This is a genomic window from Pseudomonas sp. XP1 (genome assembly GCF_053557675.1).
The window spans coordinates 1-17,885 of the sequence record NZ_JBNRIJ010000022.1 but is presented as its reverse complement, the minus strand read 5'-3'; the positions used below and the strand labels follow the sequence as shown (position 1 = coordinate 17,885).

The 17,885-nt window shown below is 64.7% G+C and carries 14 protein-coding genes; 4 read left to right on the top strand and 10 right to left on the bottom strand.

Annotation, left to right across the window (positions count from 1 at the left end; all coding sequences use genetic code 11):
* Positions 1–34: 34 nt before the first annotated feature.
* The 8 genes from ACK1U9_RS18110 to ACK1U9_RS18075 all read right to left on the bottom strand — a co-directional run bounded on the left by ACK1U9_RS18110 (position 35) and on the right by ACK1U9_RS18075 (position 10,343).
* Positions 35–2,410 carry an efflux RND transporter permease subunit gene (locus ACK1U9_RS18110; RefSeq protein ID WP_085601525.1) on the bottom strand — a complete coding sequence of 792 codons (2,376 nt, stop codon included), beginning with the start codon at positions 2,408–2,410 and terminating at the stop codon, positions 35–37.
* 20 nt (positions 2,411–2,430) lie between these two features.
* Complete coding sequence (locus ACK1U9_RS18105; protein ID WP_108480202.1) at positions 2,431–3,450, bottom strand: WD40/YVTN/BNR-like repeat-containing protein; 1,020 nt, start codon at positions 3,448–3,450, stop codon at positions 2,431–2,433.
* Positions 3,451–3,825: 375 nt separating this feature from the next.
* Positions 3,826–6,483 (bottom strand): aminopeptidase N, encoded by a 2,658-nt coding sequence (gene pepN, locus ACK1U9_RS18100; protein WP_108480203.1) that lies wholly within the window; start codon positions 6,481–6,483, stop codon positions 3,826–3,828.
* A 13-nt stretch (positions 6,484–6,496) separates the two neighbouring features.
* Entirely contained in the window at positions 6,497–7,327 is an 831-nt protein-coding gene (locus tag ACK1U9_RS18095) for a DUF2797 domain-containing protein (protein ID WP_108480204.1), read from the bottom strand.
* The gene (locus ACK1U9_RS18090) at positions 7,324–7,584 is read right to left on the bottom strand and encodes a YeaC family protein (protein ID WP_003260154.1); all 261 of its coding nucleotides are present in this window, start codon (positions 7,582–7,584) and stop codon (positions 7,324–7,326) included. The genes ACK1U9_RS18095 and ACK1U9_RS18090 overlap by 4 nt, the downstream gene beginning before the upstream one ends.
* Before the next feature lie 13 nt (positions 7,585–7,597).
* Positions 7,598–8,485 carry a rhomboid family intramembrane serine protease gene (locus ACK1U9_RS18085; protein ID WP_108480205.1) on the bottom strand — a complete coding sequence of 296 codons (888 nt, stop codon included), beginning with the start codon at positions 8,483–8,485 and terminating at the stop codon, positions 7,598–7,600.
* The gene (locus tag ACK1U9_RS18080; RefSeq protein ID WP_046617078.1) at positions 8,482–9,453 is read right to left on the bottom strand and encodes a metallophosphoesterase; all 972 of its coding nucleotides are present in this window, start codon (positions 9,451–9,453) and stop codon (positions 8,482–8,484) included. The genes ACK1U9_RS18085 and ACK1U9_RS18080 overlap by 4 nt, the downstream gene beginning before the upstream one ends.
* Entirely contained in the window at positions 9,453–10,343 is an 891-nt protein-coding gene (locus tag ACK1U9_RS18075) for an NAD(+) kinase (RefSeq protein WP_025338255.1), read from the bottom strand. The genes ACK1U9_RS18080 and ACK1U9_RS18075 overlap by 1 nt, the downstream gene beginning before the upstream one ends.
* Before the next feature lie 88 nt (positions 10,344–10,431).
* On the opposite strand from ACK1U9_RS18075, the gene ACK1U9_RS18070 reads away from it, so the two are divergent.
* Both ACK1U9_RS18070 and ACK1U9_RS18065 read left to right on the top strand, forming a co-directional pair.
* A complete protein-coding gene (locus ACK1U9_RS18070; protein WP_449110077.1) occupies positions 10,432–11,364 on the top strand; it encodes a DUF1853 family protein in 933 nt (310 codons plus the stop codon).
* 223 nt (positions 11,365–11,587) lie between these two features.
* Positions 11,588–12,133: a cytochrome b gene (locus ACK1U9_RS18065; RefSeq protein WP_003260150.1), complete on the top strand. Its 546-nt coding sequence runs from the start codon at positions 11,588–11,590 to the stop codon at positions 12,131–12,133.
* On the opposite strand, the gene ACK1U9_RS18060 is transcribed toward ACK1U9_RS18065, so the two are convergent.
* Together ACK1U9_RS18060 and ACK1U9_RS18055 are read right to left on the bottom strand one after the other, a co-directional pair.
* A complete protein-coding gene (locus ACK1U9_RS18060) occupies positions 12,124–13,014 on the bottom strand; it encodes a 1-aminocyclopropane-1-carboxylate deaminase/D-cysteine desulfhydrase (protein ID WP_108481032.1) in 891 nt (296 codons plus the stop codon). The genes ACK1U9_RS18065 and ACK1U9_RS18060 overlap by 10 nt on opposite strands.
* A 154-nt stretch (positions 13,015–13,168) precedes the next feature.
* Entirely contained in the window at positions 13,169–15,205 is a 2,037-nt protein-coding gene (locus tag ACK1U9_RS18055) for an oxidoreductase (protein WP_449110076.1), read from the bottom strand.
* 191 nt (positions 15,206–15,396) lie between these two features.
* Here ACK1U9_RS18055 and ACK1U9_RS18050 point away from each other — a divergent pair, with 191 nt between their 5' ends.
* On the top strand, positions 15,397–16,515 hold the full coding sequence (locus ACK1U9_RS18050; RefSeq protein WP_046617249.1) for a nitrilase-related carbon-nitrogen hydrolase: 1,119 nt from the start codon (positions 15,397–15,399) through the stop codon (positions 16,513–16,515).
* Between the two features lie 4 nt (positions 16,516–16,519).
* Positions 16,520–17,560 (top strand): AraC family transcriptional regulator, encoded by a 1,041-nt coding sequence (locus ACK1U9_RS18045; protein ID WP_085601482.1) that lies wholly within the window; start codon positions 16,520–16,522, stop codon positions 17,558–17,560.
* Positions 17,561–17,885: the final 325 nt, after the last annotated feature.

Genomic DNA, 17,885 nt, shown 5'->3' with positions numbered 1-17,885 from the left:
CCCGGCGATGGGCCGCAAAGCGGCCCCCTGCAATTCAATGGGCAAAAATCGACCCGCCCTCCTTGCCCACCATCTTCTCCGGCTTGATCAGGAACCGCGCCAACGCCGGCAACAACCACAGCGCCCCGAACATGTTCCACAACAACATGAAAGTCAGCATCAGCCCCATGTCCGCCTGGAACTTGATCGCCGAGAAGATCCAGGTGCACACGCCGATGGCCAGGCACAACCCGGTGAACAGCACCGCCTTGCCGGTCGAGCGCAAGGTCTCGTAATAAGCCTCCTGCAACGGCAACCCGGCGCGCAGGAAGCTTTCCAGCCGGCTGTAGATGTAGATGCCATAGTCCACGCCGATGCCCACACCCAGCGCCACCACCGGCAGGGTCGCCACCTTGACCCCGATGCCCATGTAGGCCATCAGCGCGTTGCCCAGCACCGAGGTCAGCACCAGCGGCAGGACAATGCACAGGGTGGCGGCAAACGAACGGAAGGTAATCAGGCACATCACCGCCACGCAGATGTACACCAGGATCAGGATGGTCAGCTCGGCCGACTTGATCACCTCGTTGGTCGCCGCCTCGATCCCGGCGTTGCCCGCCGCCAGCAGGAACTGCAGGCCTTCCTTGTTGTGGCTGTCGGCAAACGCCTTGGCCACGGCAGTGACCCGCTCCAGGGTTTCGGCCTTGTGGTCGTTGAGGAACACCAGCACCGGCGCCAGCGAGCAGTCGCCGTTGTACAGGCCATCGGCGCGGGCGATGGAGTTGTTGAGGATGTCAGGGTTGCGCGACAGCGTTTCCCATTTCAGGCTGCCCTCGTTCATGCCCTTGATCACCTGCTTGGACACGGTCACGAGGGAAATCGCCGACTGCACGCCTGGGGTGTTCTGCATGGTCCACATCAGCTCGTCGATCGGCGCCATGGTCGAGTGGATCGAGCAGCTTTCCGGCGGGGTCTTGACCATGATCACCAGCACATCGGAACTGGTCGAGTAGTTGCTGATGATGAAGTTGTTGTCCTGGTTGTAGCGCGAGTCGGGGCGCAGCTCCGGCGCGCCCTGGTCGAGGTCGCCGATCTTCAGGTTCTGGCTGTACCACAGGCCACCGGCGAAGGCGACCAGCGCCAAGGCCACCGATACTGGCGCCACCTTGGCACTGGCGAAGTTCGACAGCAGGCGCCAGAACGGGTGCTCGCGGGTGGCGTCCTGCTTGCTGCGCTCGACGGCCTTCCTGCTGATGCCGACATAGGAAATGGCTACCGGCAGCAGGATGAGGTTGGTGAACACGATCACCGCTACACCGATGGACGCACCGATGGCCAGCTCACGGATCACCCCGATGTCGATTATCAGCAAGGTGATGAAGCCCACGGCGTCGGCAAGGATGGCGATCATCCCCGGCAGGAACAGCTGGCGGAAGGTGCGCCGGGCGGCGGTCAGCGCGTTGTCGGCGTCACTCGACTGCAGGGCGATACCGTTGATCTTCTGCACCCCGTGGGAAATGCCGATGGCGAAGATCAGGAACGGCACCAGCATCGAGTACGGGTCCAGGCCAAAGCCCACCGCATGCATCAGCCCCAGCTGCCAGACCACCGCCACCAGGGTGGTGATGAGCACGGCGATGGTGCTGCGGATGCACCAGGTGAACCAGTACAACAGCACCCAGGTGATGGCCAGGGCGACGCCGAAGAACATCGCCACCATCACCAGGCCGTCGATCAGGTCGCCGACCTTCTTGGCGAAGCCGACGATGTGCACCTTCACGTTGGGGTTCTGCGCCTGGAACTTGTCACGAATCTTTTCTTCCAGCTGGTGCGAGAACTGCTGATAGTCCAGCTTCACCTGCCTGCCCGGGTCCTGCGGGTCTGGGTAGCTCTCCAGCAGCGGTACATCGACGATGCTGGACTTGAAGTTGTTGCCCACCAGGCGCCCCACCTGGCCCGACTTGAGCACGTTGTCGCGCAGGGTGTCGAGGCTGTCCTGCGAGCCGTTGTAGGTGTTGGGAATCACCTCGCCACCGGAGAAGCCTTCCTCGGTGACCTCGCTCCAGCGCACGCTGGGGCTCCACAGCGACTTCAGCCCGGCACGGTCGACGCCAGGGATATAGAACACTTCGTCATGGATCTGCCGCAGGGTCTCCATGTAGTCCTTGTCGAAGATGTCGCCATTCACTGCCTCCACCGAAATGCGCACGGTGTTGCCGAGGTTGGCCAGGTCGTTGCGGTGCTCCATCATCTGCTCGATGAACGGGTGCTGCAGCGGGATCATCTTCTCGAAGCTGGTGGACGGGCGGATCTGCGTGGCCTGCCAGAACAGGAAGATGCTGACCAGCACGCACAGGGCGATGACCACCGGGCGGTTGTTGAAGATCAGGCGTTCGAGCAGCGTGGCCTTGTCCTGGTGATGCGGGTGCATGGTGATGCTCTCCCTGCTGGTCATGGACGCACCTCCTGGTCAGCACCCTGCGGGTCAGCCAGGTGCACGCCACCCTGCCCTACCAGCAGCAGGCCGCCATCGGCCAGGCCGCTGACGCCGGCCAGGGCAATGCGGTCGGCGCGGTTGTAGACATTGAAGGTCTGGCCATCATCGGTACTGCGCAGCACGCTGCCGCCATTGCCGACCAGCACCAGGCTACCGTCCTCGACAAGCGTAGCGCCTGCCAGGCCGAATTCGAGGGTGCCACGTGCGACCTTGAGCTCGATCGGCTGCCAGCTGTCACCAAAATCGGTGGAACGGAACAGGTTGCCGCGCAGGCCGTAGGCCAGCAGGGTGTGCGGCCGGGCAGTGCCGATCACGCCGAACAGCGAGCCCTCGTAAGGGCCCTGGACCTTGGCCCAGGTCTGGCCGTTGTCGGCGGAGCGGAACATGCCACCCTGCTCGCCGACGATGAACAGGCCTGCGTCGCGCACCTGGGCGATACCGTTCAGGTGCAGCTGGTCGGGGTTGTCCAGGCGCTCGGCCACGTCCTGCCAGTGCTGGCCACCGTCGGTGGTCTCCAGCAAGGCGCCGTAGGCACCTACGGCAAAGCCGTGCCGAGCATCGAGGAAGACGACATCGAGCAACGGTGCTTCGCGGGACAGGTCTTCGAACTGCTTGCTCCAGGTGGCACCACCATCGCTGCTGGCGAGCACCAGCGCATCGTGGCCGACGGCCCAGCCGTGCTTGTCGTCGAGGAAAAACACCGCGGTGAGCAGTTGCCGGGTGGGCACCCGCGCCTGGGTCCAGGTTCTGCCCTGGTCGTCAGAGAACAGGATATGACCGCGATCGCCCACCACCACCAGGCGCTTGCCGGCATGGGTGGCGTCGATCAGCAGGCTTTGGCTGGCCTTGGCCGATTCGGTGGAGTATTCGTCGGCGGCAGCGGCTTGCACGCTGTCAGCCCACACGCCAAGCCCCAGCGCCAGTACCGCGCCGGCTGCCAATGGCCAGGCAAAGCGCCTGTTCTGTTCCCTCATGACTGTCCCCCTGTTGTTCTTGTCTGGTGGGTCAATGCACTGCACGTACTGCGAAAAGCCTGATCTAGAGGCCTGCAATAGCTTGAGGGGATCGTAGCGGGGATGTTTGCGGGAACACAACGGGCGGGGTGTTATGTTTTGTTGTCGCCTGTAAAAAGCAGGGGCCGCTGTGCGGCCCATCGCCGGCAAGCCAGCTCCCACAGGTACTGCACATGCCTTGAAAGCAGTCAAATACCTGTGGGAGCAATAAGGCCCTTGCAGGCAATACAAGACAATTGAGCTCACAGGTACTGCACAGGCATTGAAGGCAGTGGAGTACCTGTGGGAGCTGGCTTGCCGGCGATGGGCTGCAAAGCAGCCCCAGTTTCTACAGGCTCAAGCCAGGCTCTTGCTCACAACCTCATACACATCACTGGACAGCTCACCAGAAGCCAGAATCCGCTCCAGCTCGCCCTTCATCAGGGCCTGACGCGCAGCGTCATACTTGCGCCAGCGGGTCAGCGGTGCCAGTTGCCGCGAGGCGATCTGCGGGTTCAGCGCATTCAGCTCGATCACCAGGTCCGCCAGGAAGCGGTAGCCGGAGCCATCCGCCGCATGGAAGTTGACCAGGTTCTGCCCGGCAAAGGCGCCGATCAGCGCGCGCACCTTGTTCGGGTTCTTCAGGGTGAACGCCGGGTGCTGCATCAGCGCCTTGACCCGCGCCAACCCGCCCGGCAGCGCGCTGGCCGCCTGCACGCTGAACCATTGGTCCATGACCAGCGGGTTGTCCTTGAAGTGCTCGGCAAAGGCTTCCAGCGCCTTGGCCCGCTCGGCTTCGAACGGCGAGTTGACCAGCACTGCCAGCGCGGTCAGGCGCTCGGTCATGTTGTCGCAGTGCTCGAACTGCTCCAGGGTCGCTTCCAGCACCTGTGGCTTGCCACTCAGCATCAGGTAAGAGAGGGCGATGTTTTGCAGGCTGCGGCGGGCAAAGTGCTCGGCCGAGGCCACGTAGGCGGTGCTGCGCGACACTTCGCGGTTGGCCTTGTAGCGCGCCCACAGGGCGTCGAACAGCTGCTCGGCGATCTGCTGGCGGGCGAACTCGCGGGCGGCGTGGATGGCGTCCACGTCGGCCACCTGGCTGATCTCGGTGAGGTAGGCCTCACCCGGCAGCGAGAGCATTTCGGCAACCATGGCAGGGTCCAGCGACTCGTTGCCGAGCACGGTGCCAAGGGCGGTGATCAGGCGCTGATCGAGCGTGAGTGCTTCGCCACGCTGATGCTGGCCGATCAGCTCCTGCAACACCTGCACCGACAACTGCTGCCCCGCCTCCCAGCGGTTGAAACCGTCGCTGTCGTGCTGCATCAGGAACATCAGCTGGTCGCGGTCGTAGGGGAAGCTCAGCTTGACCGGTGCACTGAAACCGCGCAGCAGCGACGGCAGCGGCTTGGCCTGGATGCCCTGGAAGGTGAAGGTCTGCTCGGCCTCGGTCACCGATAGCACACGGCTGGTGCCCTGCGCTGTCGCTTCGCCGGCCAGTTGCAGCGGCAGGTCGTTGCCTGCGGCATCCAGCAGGCCAAGTTCCACCGGGATCACGAACGGCAGTTTTTCGGCCTTGTCCGGGGTCTGCGGGCAGCTCTGGCGGAAGGTCAGGCTGTAGGTCTGCGCGGCCGCGTCATAGGCCTCGCTGACTTCCAGGCGTGGGGTGCCAGCCTGGTTGTACCAGCGCTTGAACTGGGTGAAGTCGACACCGTTGGCGTCTTCCATGGCCTTGATGAAATCGTCGGTGGTCACCGCCTGGCCATCGTGGCGTTCGAAGTACAGGTCGCTGCCCTTGCGGAAGCCGTCTGCGCCCAGCAGGGTACGAACCATGCGCACCACTTCGGCGCCTTTCTCGTACACGGTCAGGGTGTAGAAGTTGGAGATCTCGATGAAGCTGTCCGGCCGTACCGGGTGGGCCATGGGGCCAGCATCTTCGGCGAACTGGTGAGTACGCAGATAGGCCACGTCTTCGATGCGTTTGACCGTGCGCGAGTTCATGTCGGCGCTGAACTCGGCATCGCGGAACACCGTGAAGCCTTCTTTCAGCGACAGCTGGAACCAGTCACGGCAAGTGACGCGGTTGCCCGACCAGTTGTGGAAATACTCGTGGGCAACCACACCTTCGACGCGCTGGTGGGCAGCATCGGTGGCCGTTTCAGCACGGGCCAGCACACAACTGGAGTTGAAGATGTTCAGGCCCTTGTTTTCCATGGCGCCCATGTTGAAGTCGTTGACCGCGACGATCATGAAAATGTCCAGATCGTACTCGCGGCCATAGACTTCTTCGTCCCAGCGCATGGACTTCTTCAGGCTGACCATGGCGTGGTCGCACTTGTCGATGTTCTCGGGCTCGACGTAGATGCGCAGGGTCACATCACGGCCGGACTGGCGGGTGAAGCTGTCCTCGACGCACCACAAATCACCGGCCACCAGGGCGAACAGGTAAGCCGGCTTCATGAACGGGTCTTCCCAGGTCGCCCAGTGGCGACCATCGTCTGCCGGCCCGCTACCGATCGGGTTGCCGTTCGACAACAATACCGGGTAGCGATGCTGTTCGGCGATGACCGTGGTGGTGAAGGTGCTCATCACGTCCGGGCGGTCGAGGTAGTAGGTGATCTTGCGGAAGCCTTCGGCCTCGCACTGGGTGCAGAACATCTTGCCCGACTTGTACAGGCCTTCCAGTGCGGTGTTGCTCTCGGGGTGGATCTTCACGCTGGTGTCGAGGGTGAAGCGCTCGGCCTTGGGCTGCACGGTCAGGCTGTCGACATCGAGCTGGTAGTCGCCCGGCTGCAGCTCCTGGTCATCCAGCGAGGCGCGCAGCAGTTCCAGCTGCTGGCCATCGAGCTCCAATGGCGGCAGGCCGGCACCGCGTGCCGGGTTGCGGCGCATGACCAGTTGCGCGTGGACCAGGGTGTGGTCCTCGAACAGCTCGAAGGTCAGGTGCGTCTCGTCGATCAGGTACTCGGGCGCCTGGTAATCCTTGAGGTAGATCACTTGCGGTTGTTCGGTACGCATGTGCAGGTCCTTTTTACTGAAGCACGGCCAACTGGTAGGCCGTGTACTTGCGAATATTGATCACACCGGTGTCGAAGATCAGGTACTGGCCCTTGATGCCCAGCAGCGTGCCTTCCACTACCGGGTCCTTGTCGAGGTTGAAGCTGACGATCTTCGCCGGGTAGGCCTCGACCGGGTACTTCATCTGCACCACTTCGGCATCGGCCAGCGGCTGGATCGCCTGCAGGCCGAAGCGGCCCTGCAGCTCGCGCAGGCCATCTGCGCAGGTGTCGAAGACTTGCTCACGAATGGCGACCAGGTCGAGCTCCTCGGCATCGCCCTTGAGCAGGGTGCGCCAGTTGGTGCGGTCCGGCACCTGGCTGCGCAGCAGGTCTTCAACCAGGCCGGACTGCTGGCGGGTGGCAACGCGCACGATCGGCAGGGCCTGGCTGGCGCCCTGGTCGAGCCAGCGGGTGGGCAGCTGGGTGGCGCGGGTGATGCCGACCTTGATCCCCGACGAGTTGGCCAGGTAGACCACGTGATCGGTCATGCAGAACTGTTCGCCCCACGACGGCTCGCGGCAGGTGCCGGCGTCGTAGTGGCATTTTTCCGGAGCCATGATGCACACATCGCACTGGGCCAGCCTGGTCATGCACGGGTAGCAGTAACCCTGGCTGAAGCTGGTCTTGGTGCGCTTGCCACAATGGCTGCAGTGAATGGCGCCGAGGTATTCAAGGCGCAGGCGCTGGCCGATCAGCGGGTTCACCGGCACCTGCGTGTCATCCAGGCGGAAGCTGTACTGCACCACTGGTGCCTGCAGGCTTACCGCCATCTTGCTCAACGAGCCACGAGCGAGTTCGATCAATGTACCGAGTCCGACTTGAACAGAATGTTGGCGATCGGCGCGGACTTCGAGGCGCATTCCTGCGGGCCCATGTAGCCGGTACGCTGGTCTTCGGGGAGGTTTTTCATCTCCCATGCGATTACCGCCTGCAGCGACAGCTCTTTCTGCTCGGCAGTGAGCTTGCGGCCATCCGACCATTTGCCGATTTCCACGGCCAGTTTCAGGCTTTCGTAGATTTCCGGGGTGATGTTTTCGATCATTTGCGCGAAAGTGGACATAGTGTCTCCTGATTCAAGCCGACAGTTTACGCCGGGCCAGCGCCCCACCCAAGAGCCCGGTCAGGCATCCGATGAGCAGCCCGCCGACGTGGGCGGCATTGGCGATCTGGCCGAGGCCCAGGGTGTCGATAACGCCGCTCAGGCACACCACCAGCCAGATCAGCATCATCACCAGCACGCCCTTGGGCAGGTTGAAGTAACGGTCGGGTGCCAGCCACTGGCACAGCCAGATGTGCCCGAGCAGGCCGTACAGCACGCCGGACAGGCCGCCAAACAGGCTCGGCCCGCTGCTGAAGTGCTGGGCCAGGTTGGACACCAGGCTGAACAACAGGGTCAGGCCCAGCAGCGCCCACGGGCCCTGGCGCAATTCGATGCGTTTGCCCAGTTCCCAGTACCACAGGCTGTTCATGGCCAGGTGCAGCACGCCGAAATGCAGCAGCATGGGCGATACCAGGCGCCACCACTGGCCTTCGTCCAGGCTTTGCGCCAGTGGGCTGAAATACAGGTAGTCGCCCTGGACGCGGAAGTCGAGGAAGGTGAACCAGCTGATGGTGGTGAAGTTGTCGCCCAGGCCGGTAAGGCCGGCGACGATGAAGCACAGCAGCAGGGTGATAGTGGTGACTTTGCAGGCTCTGGCCTGTTCTGCCAGGGACGGTTGTGTGGGGCTATTCGCGGGTAAACCCGCTCCCACAGGGTCCTGAGCAAGTTCAAGGTCGGCGTTGCCGTCGGGGTAGCGCTGGTAGAGTTCGCGGACGTCTGCGGCCAGGGTGTCGGGGGCCCAGAGCACCTGGGCATCGCCTTCCTCGCTGACCCGGTGCGGCACCTGCAGGCGCTGCAGCAGGTGAACGAAGCCGCTGAGGTCGACCGACAGCGGCAGGCGCATCACTTCGATAATGTTCATTGGTTGGCCTGTGGGCGGTCCACATCGACCCAGACGAACTTGTGCGGGTCGATGCGGGTTTCATCATCCAGCCGGTAGGCGGCCAGCTTGCCGTAGAGCACGGCGCTGTAGTCCAGGCAGGCCAGGTTGGCGCGGATCGGCGCCGGGCGGCCGCTGCGCCAGTAATGGCCGACGAACAGCATGGGCTCGTCTTCGGCATAGCGCAGCAAGGCGTTCTTCTGGCTGTGACTGAGCGGGGTGCTGGCCACTTCCGCAGGAAGAGCGTCTGGCTGGAACACGATGTCGCCGTAGGTTTGCGGGTCTTCTTCCCAGAACTTGGTACGGAAGAAGGCACGGGTCAGACCATCGCCACCGGTGAGGGTCAGGCCGTCCGGCAGGCGCATGTCGGTACCGCGCAGCAGGCGGTTGCACACGGTGGCGGCAAAGCTGCCGCTCACCGCCGAAGCCTGGATGAAGTGCTCGTCGATACGACCGTCGGGGTACTGCTGGCGCAGCGGCTCGATCAGCCGCGGGTCCCAGCAGGCATGCACCAGGCGGAAACGCCCGGCGTCGACGAACAGCGGCAACTCGTAGAACCAGTTGACGAAGTCGTGCCAGTCAGCGGGGTGGTTGGCAAACTGGGTCAGGGTTTCGTCGATCAACCGGGCGTGGCGCGGCGTATGCTCGCGCACGAAGGCCTTGCCGCTGCCAGGCAGCGCCGGGGTAACCCAGCCCAGGGCATTGTACTCGTGGTTGCCCATGATGCAGAACGCCTGGCCGGCCTCGACCATGTCGTGGACGATGTGCAACGCCTCGCGAATGCGTGGCCCGCGGTCGACGATGTCGCCAAGGAACAGCGCCTGGCGCCGCGGGTGGCACCACACGCCGGCCACACGCTTGTAACCAAGGGCGTCGAGCAGGCGTTCAAGGGTCAGCGCACAACCGTGCACGTCACCGATGATGTCGAAACTACGCGCCGGATCGAGCATCAGTCGTCCCTGCTTCCCAGGCGGCTGCCCCAGCCGAGCTTGGTGCGGCAGACCTCGTAGTAGTTGTGGTCCAGCGGGTGGATCAGGCGCAGCTTCTGCGGTTTCTTGCTCACCGTGATGGTGTCACCGGGGGCGCAGGTGAAGTGGTTCTGGCCGTCACAGGATACTTGCGGGTAGATCTGCAGGTCCTTGGACACCACGATCTTCAGCTCGCTGTTGCCGTCGACCACGATCGGCCGGCCCGACAGGGTATGCGGGTACATTGGCACGATGACGATGGCGTCGAGCTTGGGGTGCATGATCGGGCCGCCGGCCGACAGGGCATAGGCTGTGGAGCCGGTGGGGGTGGCGACGATCAGGCCGTCGGCCTTCTGGCTGCAGACGAACTGGCCGTCGATGTAGATCTCGAACTCGATCATGCGCGTGGACTTGCCCGGGTGCAGCACCACGTCGTTCAGTGCATCACCCTGGCCGATGGCTTCGTTGTGGCGGCGTACCTCGGCCTGCAGCAGGAAGCGGTTTTCCACCAGGTAGTGGCCGTCGAGCACTTCGGCGACCTTCTCTTCCAGCTCGTCGGGGCGGATGTCGGTGAGGAAGCCCAGGTTGCCACGGTTGATGCCCAGCACCGGAATGTTGTGCCGGGCCAGAGCGCGGGCGGCGCCCAGCAGGCTGCCGTCGCCGCCGACCACGATGACCAGGTCGCAGACCTCGCCCAGCAGCTTGCGGGTAGAGGTTTGCAGGCCATGGCCAGGCAGCACTTCGGCAATGGTGTCCTCGAGGATCACGTGCAGGTGGCGCTCGAGGAGGAATTTTTTCAGTCGGCGAATGGTGTCGAGCACCTGGGAGCTGCCAAGGCGGCCGATGATACCGATATTGCGAAATTGCTCCATGGGGCTCCTGCGAGGCTCTGCGGCGGGTGACTATGCCGCGATTATGGGCGAAACCACCGGGTAGCGGCAAACCGGCTATGCTCGCAGGATGATGCCATTCGCCCTGCTCCACGACCTGCCCCGGCAGCTACGCCGCCCCCACGTGCGCGACCTGGCCTGGGCCCTGCTGTCGCCCCCGTTGCTCAGCGCCCCGCCCTGCCCCCAGCGCCACCCGCTGGCGGGCAGCCTGTGGGCGGACCAGCCACAGCGCCTGGCGGACTGGCTGCGGGCGCTGGATGACGATGACCGCCCACTGCATGACTGGCTGGCGCAACTGGGCAGCCGGCGCCTGGGGCACTACTACGAACGGCTGTGGCAATTTGCCCTGGGCCAGGCGCCGGGCATCGAACTGCTGGCGGCCAACCTGGCGATTCGCGACGGCGGACGCACCCTGGGCGAGCTGGATGTGGTGCTGCGCGACCGCGACGGCGTGCATCACCTGGAACTGGCCATCAAGCTCTACCTGGGCCCGGAGCATTCCGGGCACGACCCCGTGGCCTGGCTGGGGCCGGGCTGCCATGACCGACTGGGAAGCAAACTGGCGCACCTGGCGCGGCACCAGTTGCCCATATCGGCCGGGGCGCACAGCCGCGAGGTGCTGGCCCGGCTGGGGGTGGAGCAGCTGCAGGCGCATGTGTGGCTGGGTGGCTATCTGTTCTACCCGTGGCCTGGGCATGCGCAGCCACCACAGGGCGCCAACCCGCAGCATTTGCGCGGGCGCTGGCTGCGGCGGAGGGACTGGGTCATGGGCGAAGGTGAACGATGGCAGCCGCTGCAACGGCATGCCTGGCTGGCGCCGGCGCGGGTCGAGGCGCATGAGTGCTGGGCGGTGGAGCAGTTTGCGGCATGGCTGCATGTGCTGGAGCGGAAGGCTCCGGCGCAGTTGCTGGTGAGGTTGGAGCAAGAAGCTGATGGCGCCTGGCAGGAGGCTGAACGGGTGTTTCTAGTGGCTGACAGTTGGCCATTTCCCCCCGAGGCATGATGTCAGCTGTTCCGGCCTCTTCGCGGGTAAACCCGCTCCCACAGGTACAGCACAGCATTCAGAACCTGTGCAGTACCTGTGGGAGCGGGTTACCCACGAAGAGGCCGGTGCAGACAACACAATTTTCACAGACCTGGCGCAAAGATTCGTTCCCCCGTAGCCATTACAGTACTACCTGAGCGCCAGCAAGAGCGCCATTCCGACCTGATGACGAGGACCGATCATGGTTTCATCCACCCCCGCGACCCATTACGCGCGCTTGTCCATCGCCCTGCACTGGCTGATGCTGGTGCTGCTGGCAGCTGTCTATGCCCTTATCGAACTGCGTGGCCTGTTCCCCAAGGACAGCGTCGAACGCAACCTGATGAAGGACCTGCACTTCATGCTCGGGCTCAGCGTGTTCGTGCTGGTCTGGTTGCGCCTGGCCATCCGCCTGAGCCGCCCGACCCCACCCATCGTGCCCAAACCTGCGGCCTGGCAGACCGGCCTCGCGCACCTGATGCACCTGGCGTTGTACCTGCTGATGATCATCCTGCCGCTTGCCGGCTGGCTGATCCTGAGCGCCGCCGACAAACCAGTGCCGTTCTTCGGCCTGGAGCTGCCGCATCTGATCGGCCCGAACCCGGACCAGGCCAAGTTCATCAAAGGCTGGCATGAACGCATCGGCAGCTGGGGCTACTGGCTGATCGGCCTGCACGCTCTGGCCGGGCTGTATCACCACTATGTGCAGCGCGACAACACGCTGCTGCGCATGCTGCCCTACAAGTAACCACGCCGGCCCTGCAGGCCGCCGGTGTGCACCACGATCAGGCGGGTGCCGGGCGCGAACAGCCCGGCCTCGACCTGCTCACGCAGGGCCAGCAGGGCCTTGCCGGTGTAGAGGGCTTCGAGCGGCACGCCGGTGTGCCGCTCGCAATCGGCGATGAACGCCAGCAGCTCAGCGTCGAACTTGCCGAAACCACCTCGGCAGGCGTCGTGCAGCTGGTAGCCATGCGCACCGGCCAGTGTCGCTACCGCGTCCGGCACGCCATGATCCCTGGGTACAGCCAATGCGCCATGCACGACATGTGCGCCCGCCTCGGCCATCACGAGGCCGGCCAGGGTAGTTCCCGTTCCTGCAGCCAGCCACCAGGCGTCGTAGCCCGACCAGCCCAGCGCGGCGATTTGCGCGCGCGCCTGCTGAATGACCAGCGCGCAGCCCTGTGCACCGGCCAGCCCACCGCCCCCTTCGGGGATGCAGTGCCAACCCGGGTAGTGTGCCTGCCAGGGCTCCCAGAAACCCGCTTCGTTTCGTACGCGGTAGCCGCCATAGCCCAGCCAGTGCAGTTCCATGCCCAGCGCTTGCAGGTCACGCACGGTTGGCGTGTCCTGGGCGTGGCCACGCAGCAGGCCGGCGGTGGCGAAACCGAAGCGCTTGCCGGCAGCGGCCAGGGCGTGCAGATGGTTGGAATGGTTGCCGCCGAGGCTTATCAGGCCTGGGGCCTTGATGGCGGAGGCGTGCTGCAGGTGGTGGCGCAGCTTGAACCACTTGTTGCCGCTGATCAGCGGGTCGATCAGGTCCAGGCGCAAGATGGCGGCTTCTACCTGGGCTTGTTGCAGCCAAGGCAGGATCAGGGGCTGCAGGGGGGCTTGGGGTAGGTCAAAGTGCATTGTGCGAGTTTACCAGCGAAAGTCGGGGGGCTGCTTTGCAGCCCATCGCCGGCAAGCCGGGCTCCCACAGATATTGCGCCAACCTCAAGCATCGTGTTGTACCTGTGGGAGCCCGGCTTACCGGCGAAGGGCCGCGAAGCGGTCCCCGGCAATCTCAGAGCTCAGCCGCCAATCTCGAACCCTGGTTGATCGCCCGCTTGGCATCCAGCTCGGCCGCCACATCGGCACCACCAATCAGGTGCACCGACTGCCCCGCCGCCACCAGCCCGTCCTGCAGTTCGCGCAGCGGCTCCTGCCCGGCACAGATCACCACGTTGTCCACCGCCAGCACCTGCGGCTCGCCATCGGCCACGCGAATATGCAGGCCGGCATCGTCGATACCCAGGTACTCGACGCTGTTGAGCATCTGCACCCGCTTGTTCTTCAACCCGGTACGGTGAATCCAGCCGGTGGTCTTGCCCAGGCCGTCACCCACCTTGGATTTCTTGCGCTGCAGCAGGTACACCTGCCGCGCCGGGGCATGCGGCTCGGCCTTGATCCCGGCCACGCCACCGCGTGCCCGCAGATGGGTATCGATGCCCCACTCCCGCCAGAACGCCTCACGGTCCTGGCTGGTGGCCACGCCCTGATGCACCAGGTACTCGGAAACGTCAAAACCGATGCCACCCGCACCGATCACCGCGACAGCCTTGCCCACCGGCTTGCGCTCGAGCAGCACATCCAGGTAGCTGAGCACCTTGGCATGCTCGACACCGGGGATGGCCGGCGTGCGCGGGGCAATACCAGTGGCCAGGATGATCTCGTCGTAGCCACCGTCGACCAGGGCCTGCACATCGACCCGGGTGTTCAGGCGCAGGTCCACGCCCGTGCTTTCGACCTTGTTGCGGAAGTAACGCAGGGTTTCATGGAACTCTTCCTTTCCCGGCACCCGCTTGGCGACATTGAACTGCCCGCCGATCTCGCTGGCGGCATCGAACAGGGTCACTGCGTGGCCGCGCTCGGCCGCCACCGTGGCTGCCGCCAGGCCGGCCGGGCCAGCGCCGACCACGGCAATGCGCTTCACGGTGCGCACGGGCAGGTAGTTGAGCTCGGTTTCGTGGCAGGCACGCGGGTTGACCAGGCAACTGGTCAGCTTGCCGCCAAAGGTATGGTCCAGGCAGGCCTGGTTGCAGCCGATGCAGGTGTTGATCTCGTCGCCGCGGCCGGCAGCGGCCTTGTTGACGAAGTCCGGGTCGGCCAGGAACGGCCGGGCCATCGAAACCATGTCGGCATCGCCCTCGGCCAGCACCGCCTCGGCCACTTCCGGGGTATTGATGCGGTTGGTGGTGATCAGCGGAATGTTCACCACGCCGCGCAGCTTGGCGGTAACCTTGCTGAATGCCGCGCGCGGCACCTTGGTGGCAATGGTCGGGATACGCGCTTCGTGCCAGCCGATGCCGGTATTGATCAAGGTTGCGCCGGCCTGCTCGATGGCCTTGGCCAGCAGCTCGATCTCGTCCCAGCTGCTGCCGCCCTCGACGAGGTCGAGCATCGACAGGCGGAAGATGATGATGAAGTTCGGGCCTACCGCGCCGCGCACCCGGCTGACGATTTCCACCGCCAGGCGCATGCGGTTCTCATAGCTGCCACCCCAGCGGTCGGTGCGGTGGTTGGTGTGGGCGGCGAGGAACTGGTTGATGAAGTAGCCTTCCGAACCCATGATCTCGACGCCGTCGTAACCGGCGCGCTGGGCCAGCACCGCGCAATTGACGAAGTCGGCGATCTGCTTTTCGATACCCGCCTCGTCCAGTTCCTTGGGCTTGAACGGGTTGATCGGCGCCTGGATCGCGCTGGGCGCCACCTGGCGCGGGCTGTAGGCGTAGCGCCCGGCATGCAGGATCTGCAGGCAGATCTTGCCGCCGGCAGCGTGTACCGCCTCGGTGACGATGCGGTGCTTGTCGACTTCTTCCTCGGTGCTGAGCTTGGCCGCCCCGGAATACACCCCCCCCTCATCGTTGGGCGCGATGCCGCCGGTAACCATCAGGCCGACGCCACCGCGGGCGCGCTCGGCAAAGTACGCCGCCATGCGCTCGAAGCCGCCCGGGCGCTCTTCGAGGCCAGTGTGCATCGAGCCCATCAGGGTGCGGTTGCGCAAGGTGGTAAAGCCCAGGTCCAGCGGGGCGAGCAGGTGCGGGTAGCGGTCGGCGGCCATGGAAAGGTCCCCAGGTGGCGTGATCACGGAATGCGGGTGCCGCACCGTCTGGCGGGCCCCGTCGTTTGTCTGCCTGCGACATTAAACAGCCGTTTGAATGGGCTCAATGATCGAAACTGACAAGTTATTGATCCTCGCGCACAGCACGACTACCCTAGGAAACTCCCGTTTCCAAGGCGCTGTCCTGCTTCATGCGAAAACTTCTGGCAAGCGCCCTGGCGCTGGTGATGATCGCCGCCCTTTGCGGCTATGGTTTCTGGACCCAGCAGCGCCCGGAAGGCCACTACCTGTCCGACCTGCGTATCGAACTGGCACTTAACCACGGCGTACCGGGCGAGCACGGCAACCTGCTCGGTGTCGAACCGCTGCTCTACCCGGGCGACTACCAGAACCTGCAGCGCCTGCACCGCAAGCTCGCGGCCTACCTGGAGCAGGCCCGTACCCAAGGGCTTGTAGGCCCGCGTACGGTGGTGGTGCTACCAGAGCACATCGGGACCTGGCTGTGGGCACGCGGGGAAAAGAACGAGCTGTACCAGGTCACGCAAAGCCGCGAGGCCCTGCAATGGCTGGAACTGAGCAACCCGCTGCGCTATGGCCTGGCCATGCTCCGTGCCGACGGGGACGACCGGCGCGCCGACGCGCACCTGCGCATGAAGGCCGATCAGATGGCCGCGGACTACCAGCAACTGTTCGGCGGCCTGGCCAAGGAATTCAACGTCACCCTGGTGGCCGGCTCCATCGTGCTGCCCGCCCCTTACGTGAAACAGGGCGTGCTGCATGCCGGCAGCGGCCCATTGTTCAACAGCAGCGTAGTGTTCGCCGGCGACGGTTCGCTGCTGGGCCAACCGCAACGCCAGCAGTTCCCCGACAGCGAAACACGCCGCTATGTGCATGATGGCCGCCAGCACCCGCTGCAGGTATTGCAAACCCCTGCCGGGCGCCTGGGCGTGCTGGTGGGCAGTGACAGTTGGTACCCGGAAAACCACCAGCAACTGGCACGACAGGCGGTACAACTGATCGCCAACCCGGTGTTCCTCAGCGGCAGGGGCAGCTGGCAAGCGCCCTGGCGCGGCAATCGCCACCAGGATGCCAGCGCCGGGCTGGCGTTGCAGCGCGGCGAAGTCAGTGAACAAGCCGCCTGGCAACGCCTGACCGAAGCGGCCGGGGCTGGTGTCAGCAGCATGAGCGTGTTCATGCGTGGGCAGTTCTGGGAACAGGGCAGCGACGGCCAGGGCTTTGCCCGCCAGGCGGGTGAATTGCTGGCAGGCACCCCCAGCCCTGGCGCCCGCTTGCTGAATTTGTGGTTGTAAGCCCATGGCCCGCCCCCGCGTGCGCCTGGGCGACCTTTCGGTTGGCTTTGTCCAGCCGCTGACCGAGGCCCTGCGCGAACTGGGCCACGACCCCGAACCTCTGCTGCGCCGCTATGGCCTGGATGCGGCGCGCCTGAGCGAAGCCGGTGCGCGCTTGTCAATCCCGCGCTACATGCACCTGGGGCACGCCGCCATCGAACTGTCCGGCGAGGCCGCGCTGGGCCTGCACATGGGGCGCCTGAGCCGCCTGGCGCATGCCGGCCTGGCCGGGGTCACCGCTGCCCAGGCCCCGAACCTGGGCGAGGCGGCACGCGCCCTGTTGCGCTTCGAGCCGCTGTACGCCGCCAACTATCGCGGCCACTCCAGTTTCCAGGAAGATGCCCAGGGCGCCTGGCTACGCTTCTACTCCATCAGCCCCTACAACGCCTACAACCGTTTCGTGGTCGATTCGCTACTCGCCGGCTGGCTCGCCCAGCTTGCCGACCTGGCCGGTACGGCGGTGCAGGCCGAACAGATGGAAATCGAGTTTGCCGCACCCGCCTACGCCGCGCGCTACCAGCCGCTGTGCAGCACGCCCGTGCAGTTCGCCGCCGAAGGCAACCAGCTGCGCCTGAGCCGCGCCACGCTGCAGTTGGCCAACCCCAGGCACTGCCCCAGCACCTGGCAGCACCTGCTGCAGCTGTGCGAGGCGGAAATGCTTCAGCGTACGCGGGTGCGCAGCCTGGGTGAGCGCATCACCCACCTGTTGGGCCCTTTGCTCAATGGTGGCCGTGAACCGGACCTGGAAGAAGTGGCGCTGCACCTGCAACTGCCGACCTGGACGTTGCGCCGCAAACTGGCCGAGGAAGGCACGCGTTTTCGCGACCTGCTCAGCGAAACACGGCGCGACCTTGCCGAAACCTACATCCGCGATACGGAGCTGGCTTTTGGCGAGATTGCCTATCTGCTGGGGTTTGCGTCGGCCGAGGCCTTCCAGCGCGCTTTCAAGCGCTGGACGGGCCTCACACCGGGGGAGTTTCGCCGCAGCCAGCGGCGGGTGGGCTAGAGCTCGGTGGCGTCGTCAGCCGGTTCCGGGGTGTCCAGTTCATAAGCCTGGAATTCGAGAAGTTCTTCCTGGTATTCGTCCATAGCCCTACGCCCTCTTCACTCATTTTTCCTGATAACTGTCGCCTTCACCCTAGGCAGGTGGGATGAAGAAATCATGACAAGCTTATGAGTGGTAAACGTAGCAGGGGTTCAGGAAGTTATCGCGGTGCGTCTGTAACAGGGGATGGTCTGCCTGCACCGGCCTCTTCGCGGGTAAACCCGCTCCCACAGGTACTGCGCAGTTCTCAACATCTGCGCAGTACCTGTGGGAGCGGGTTTACCCG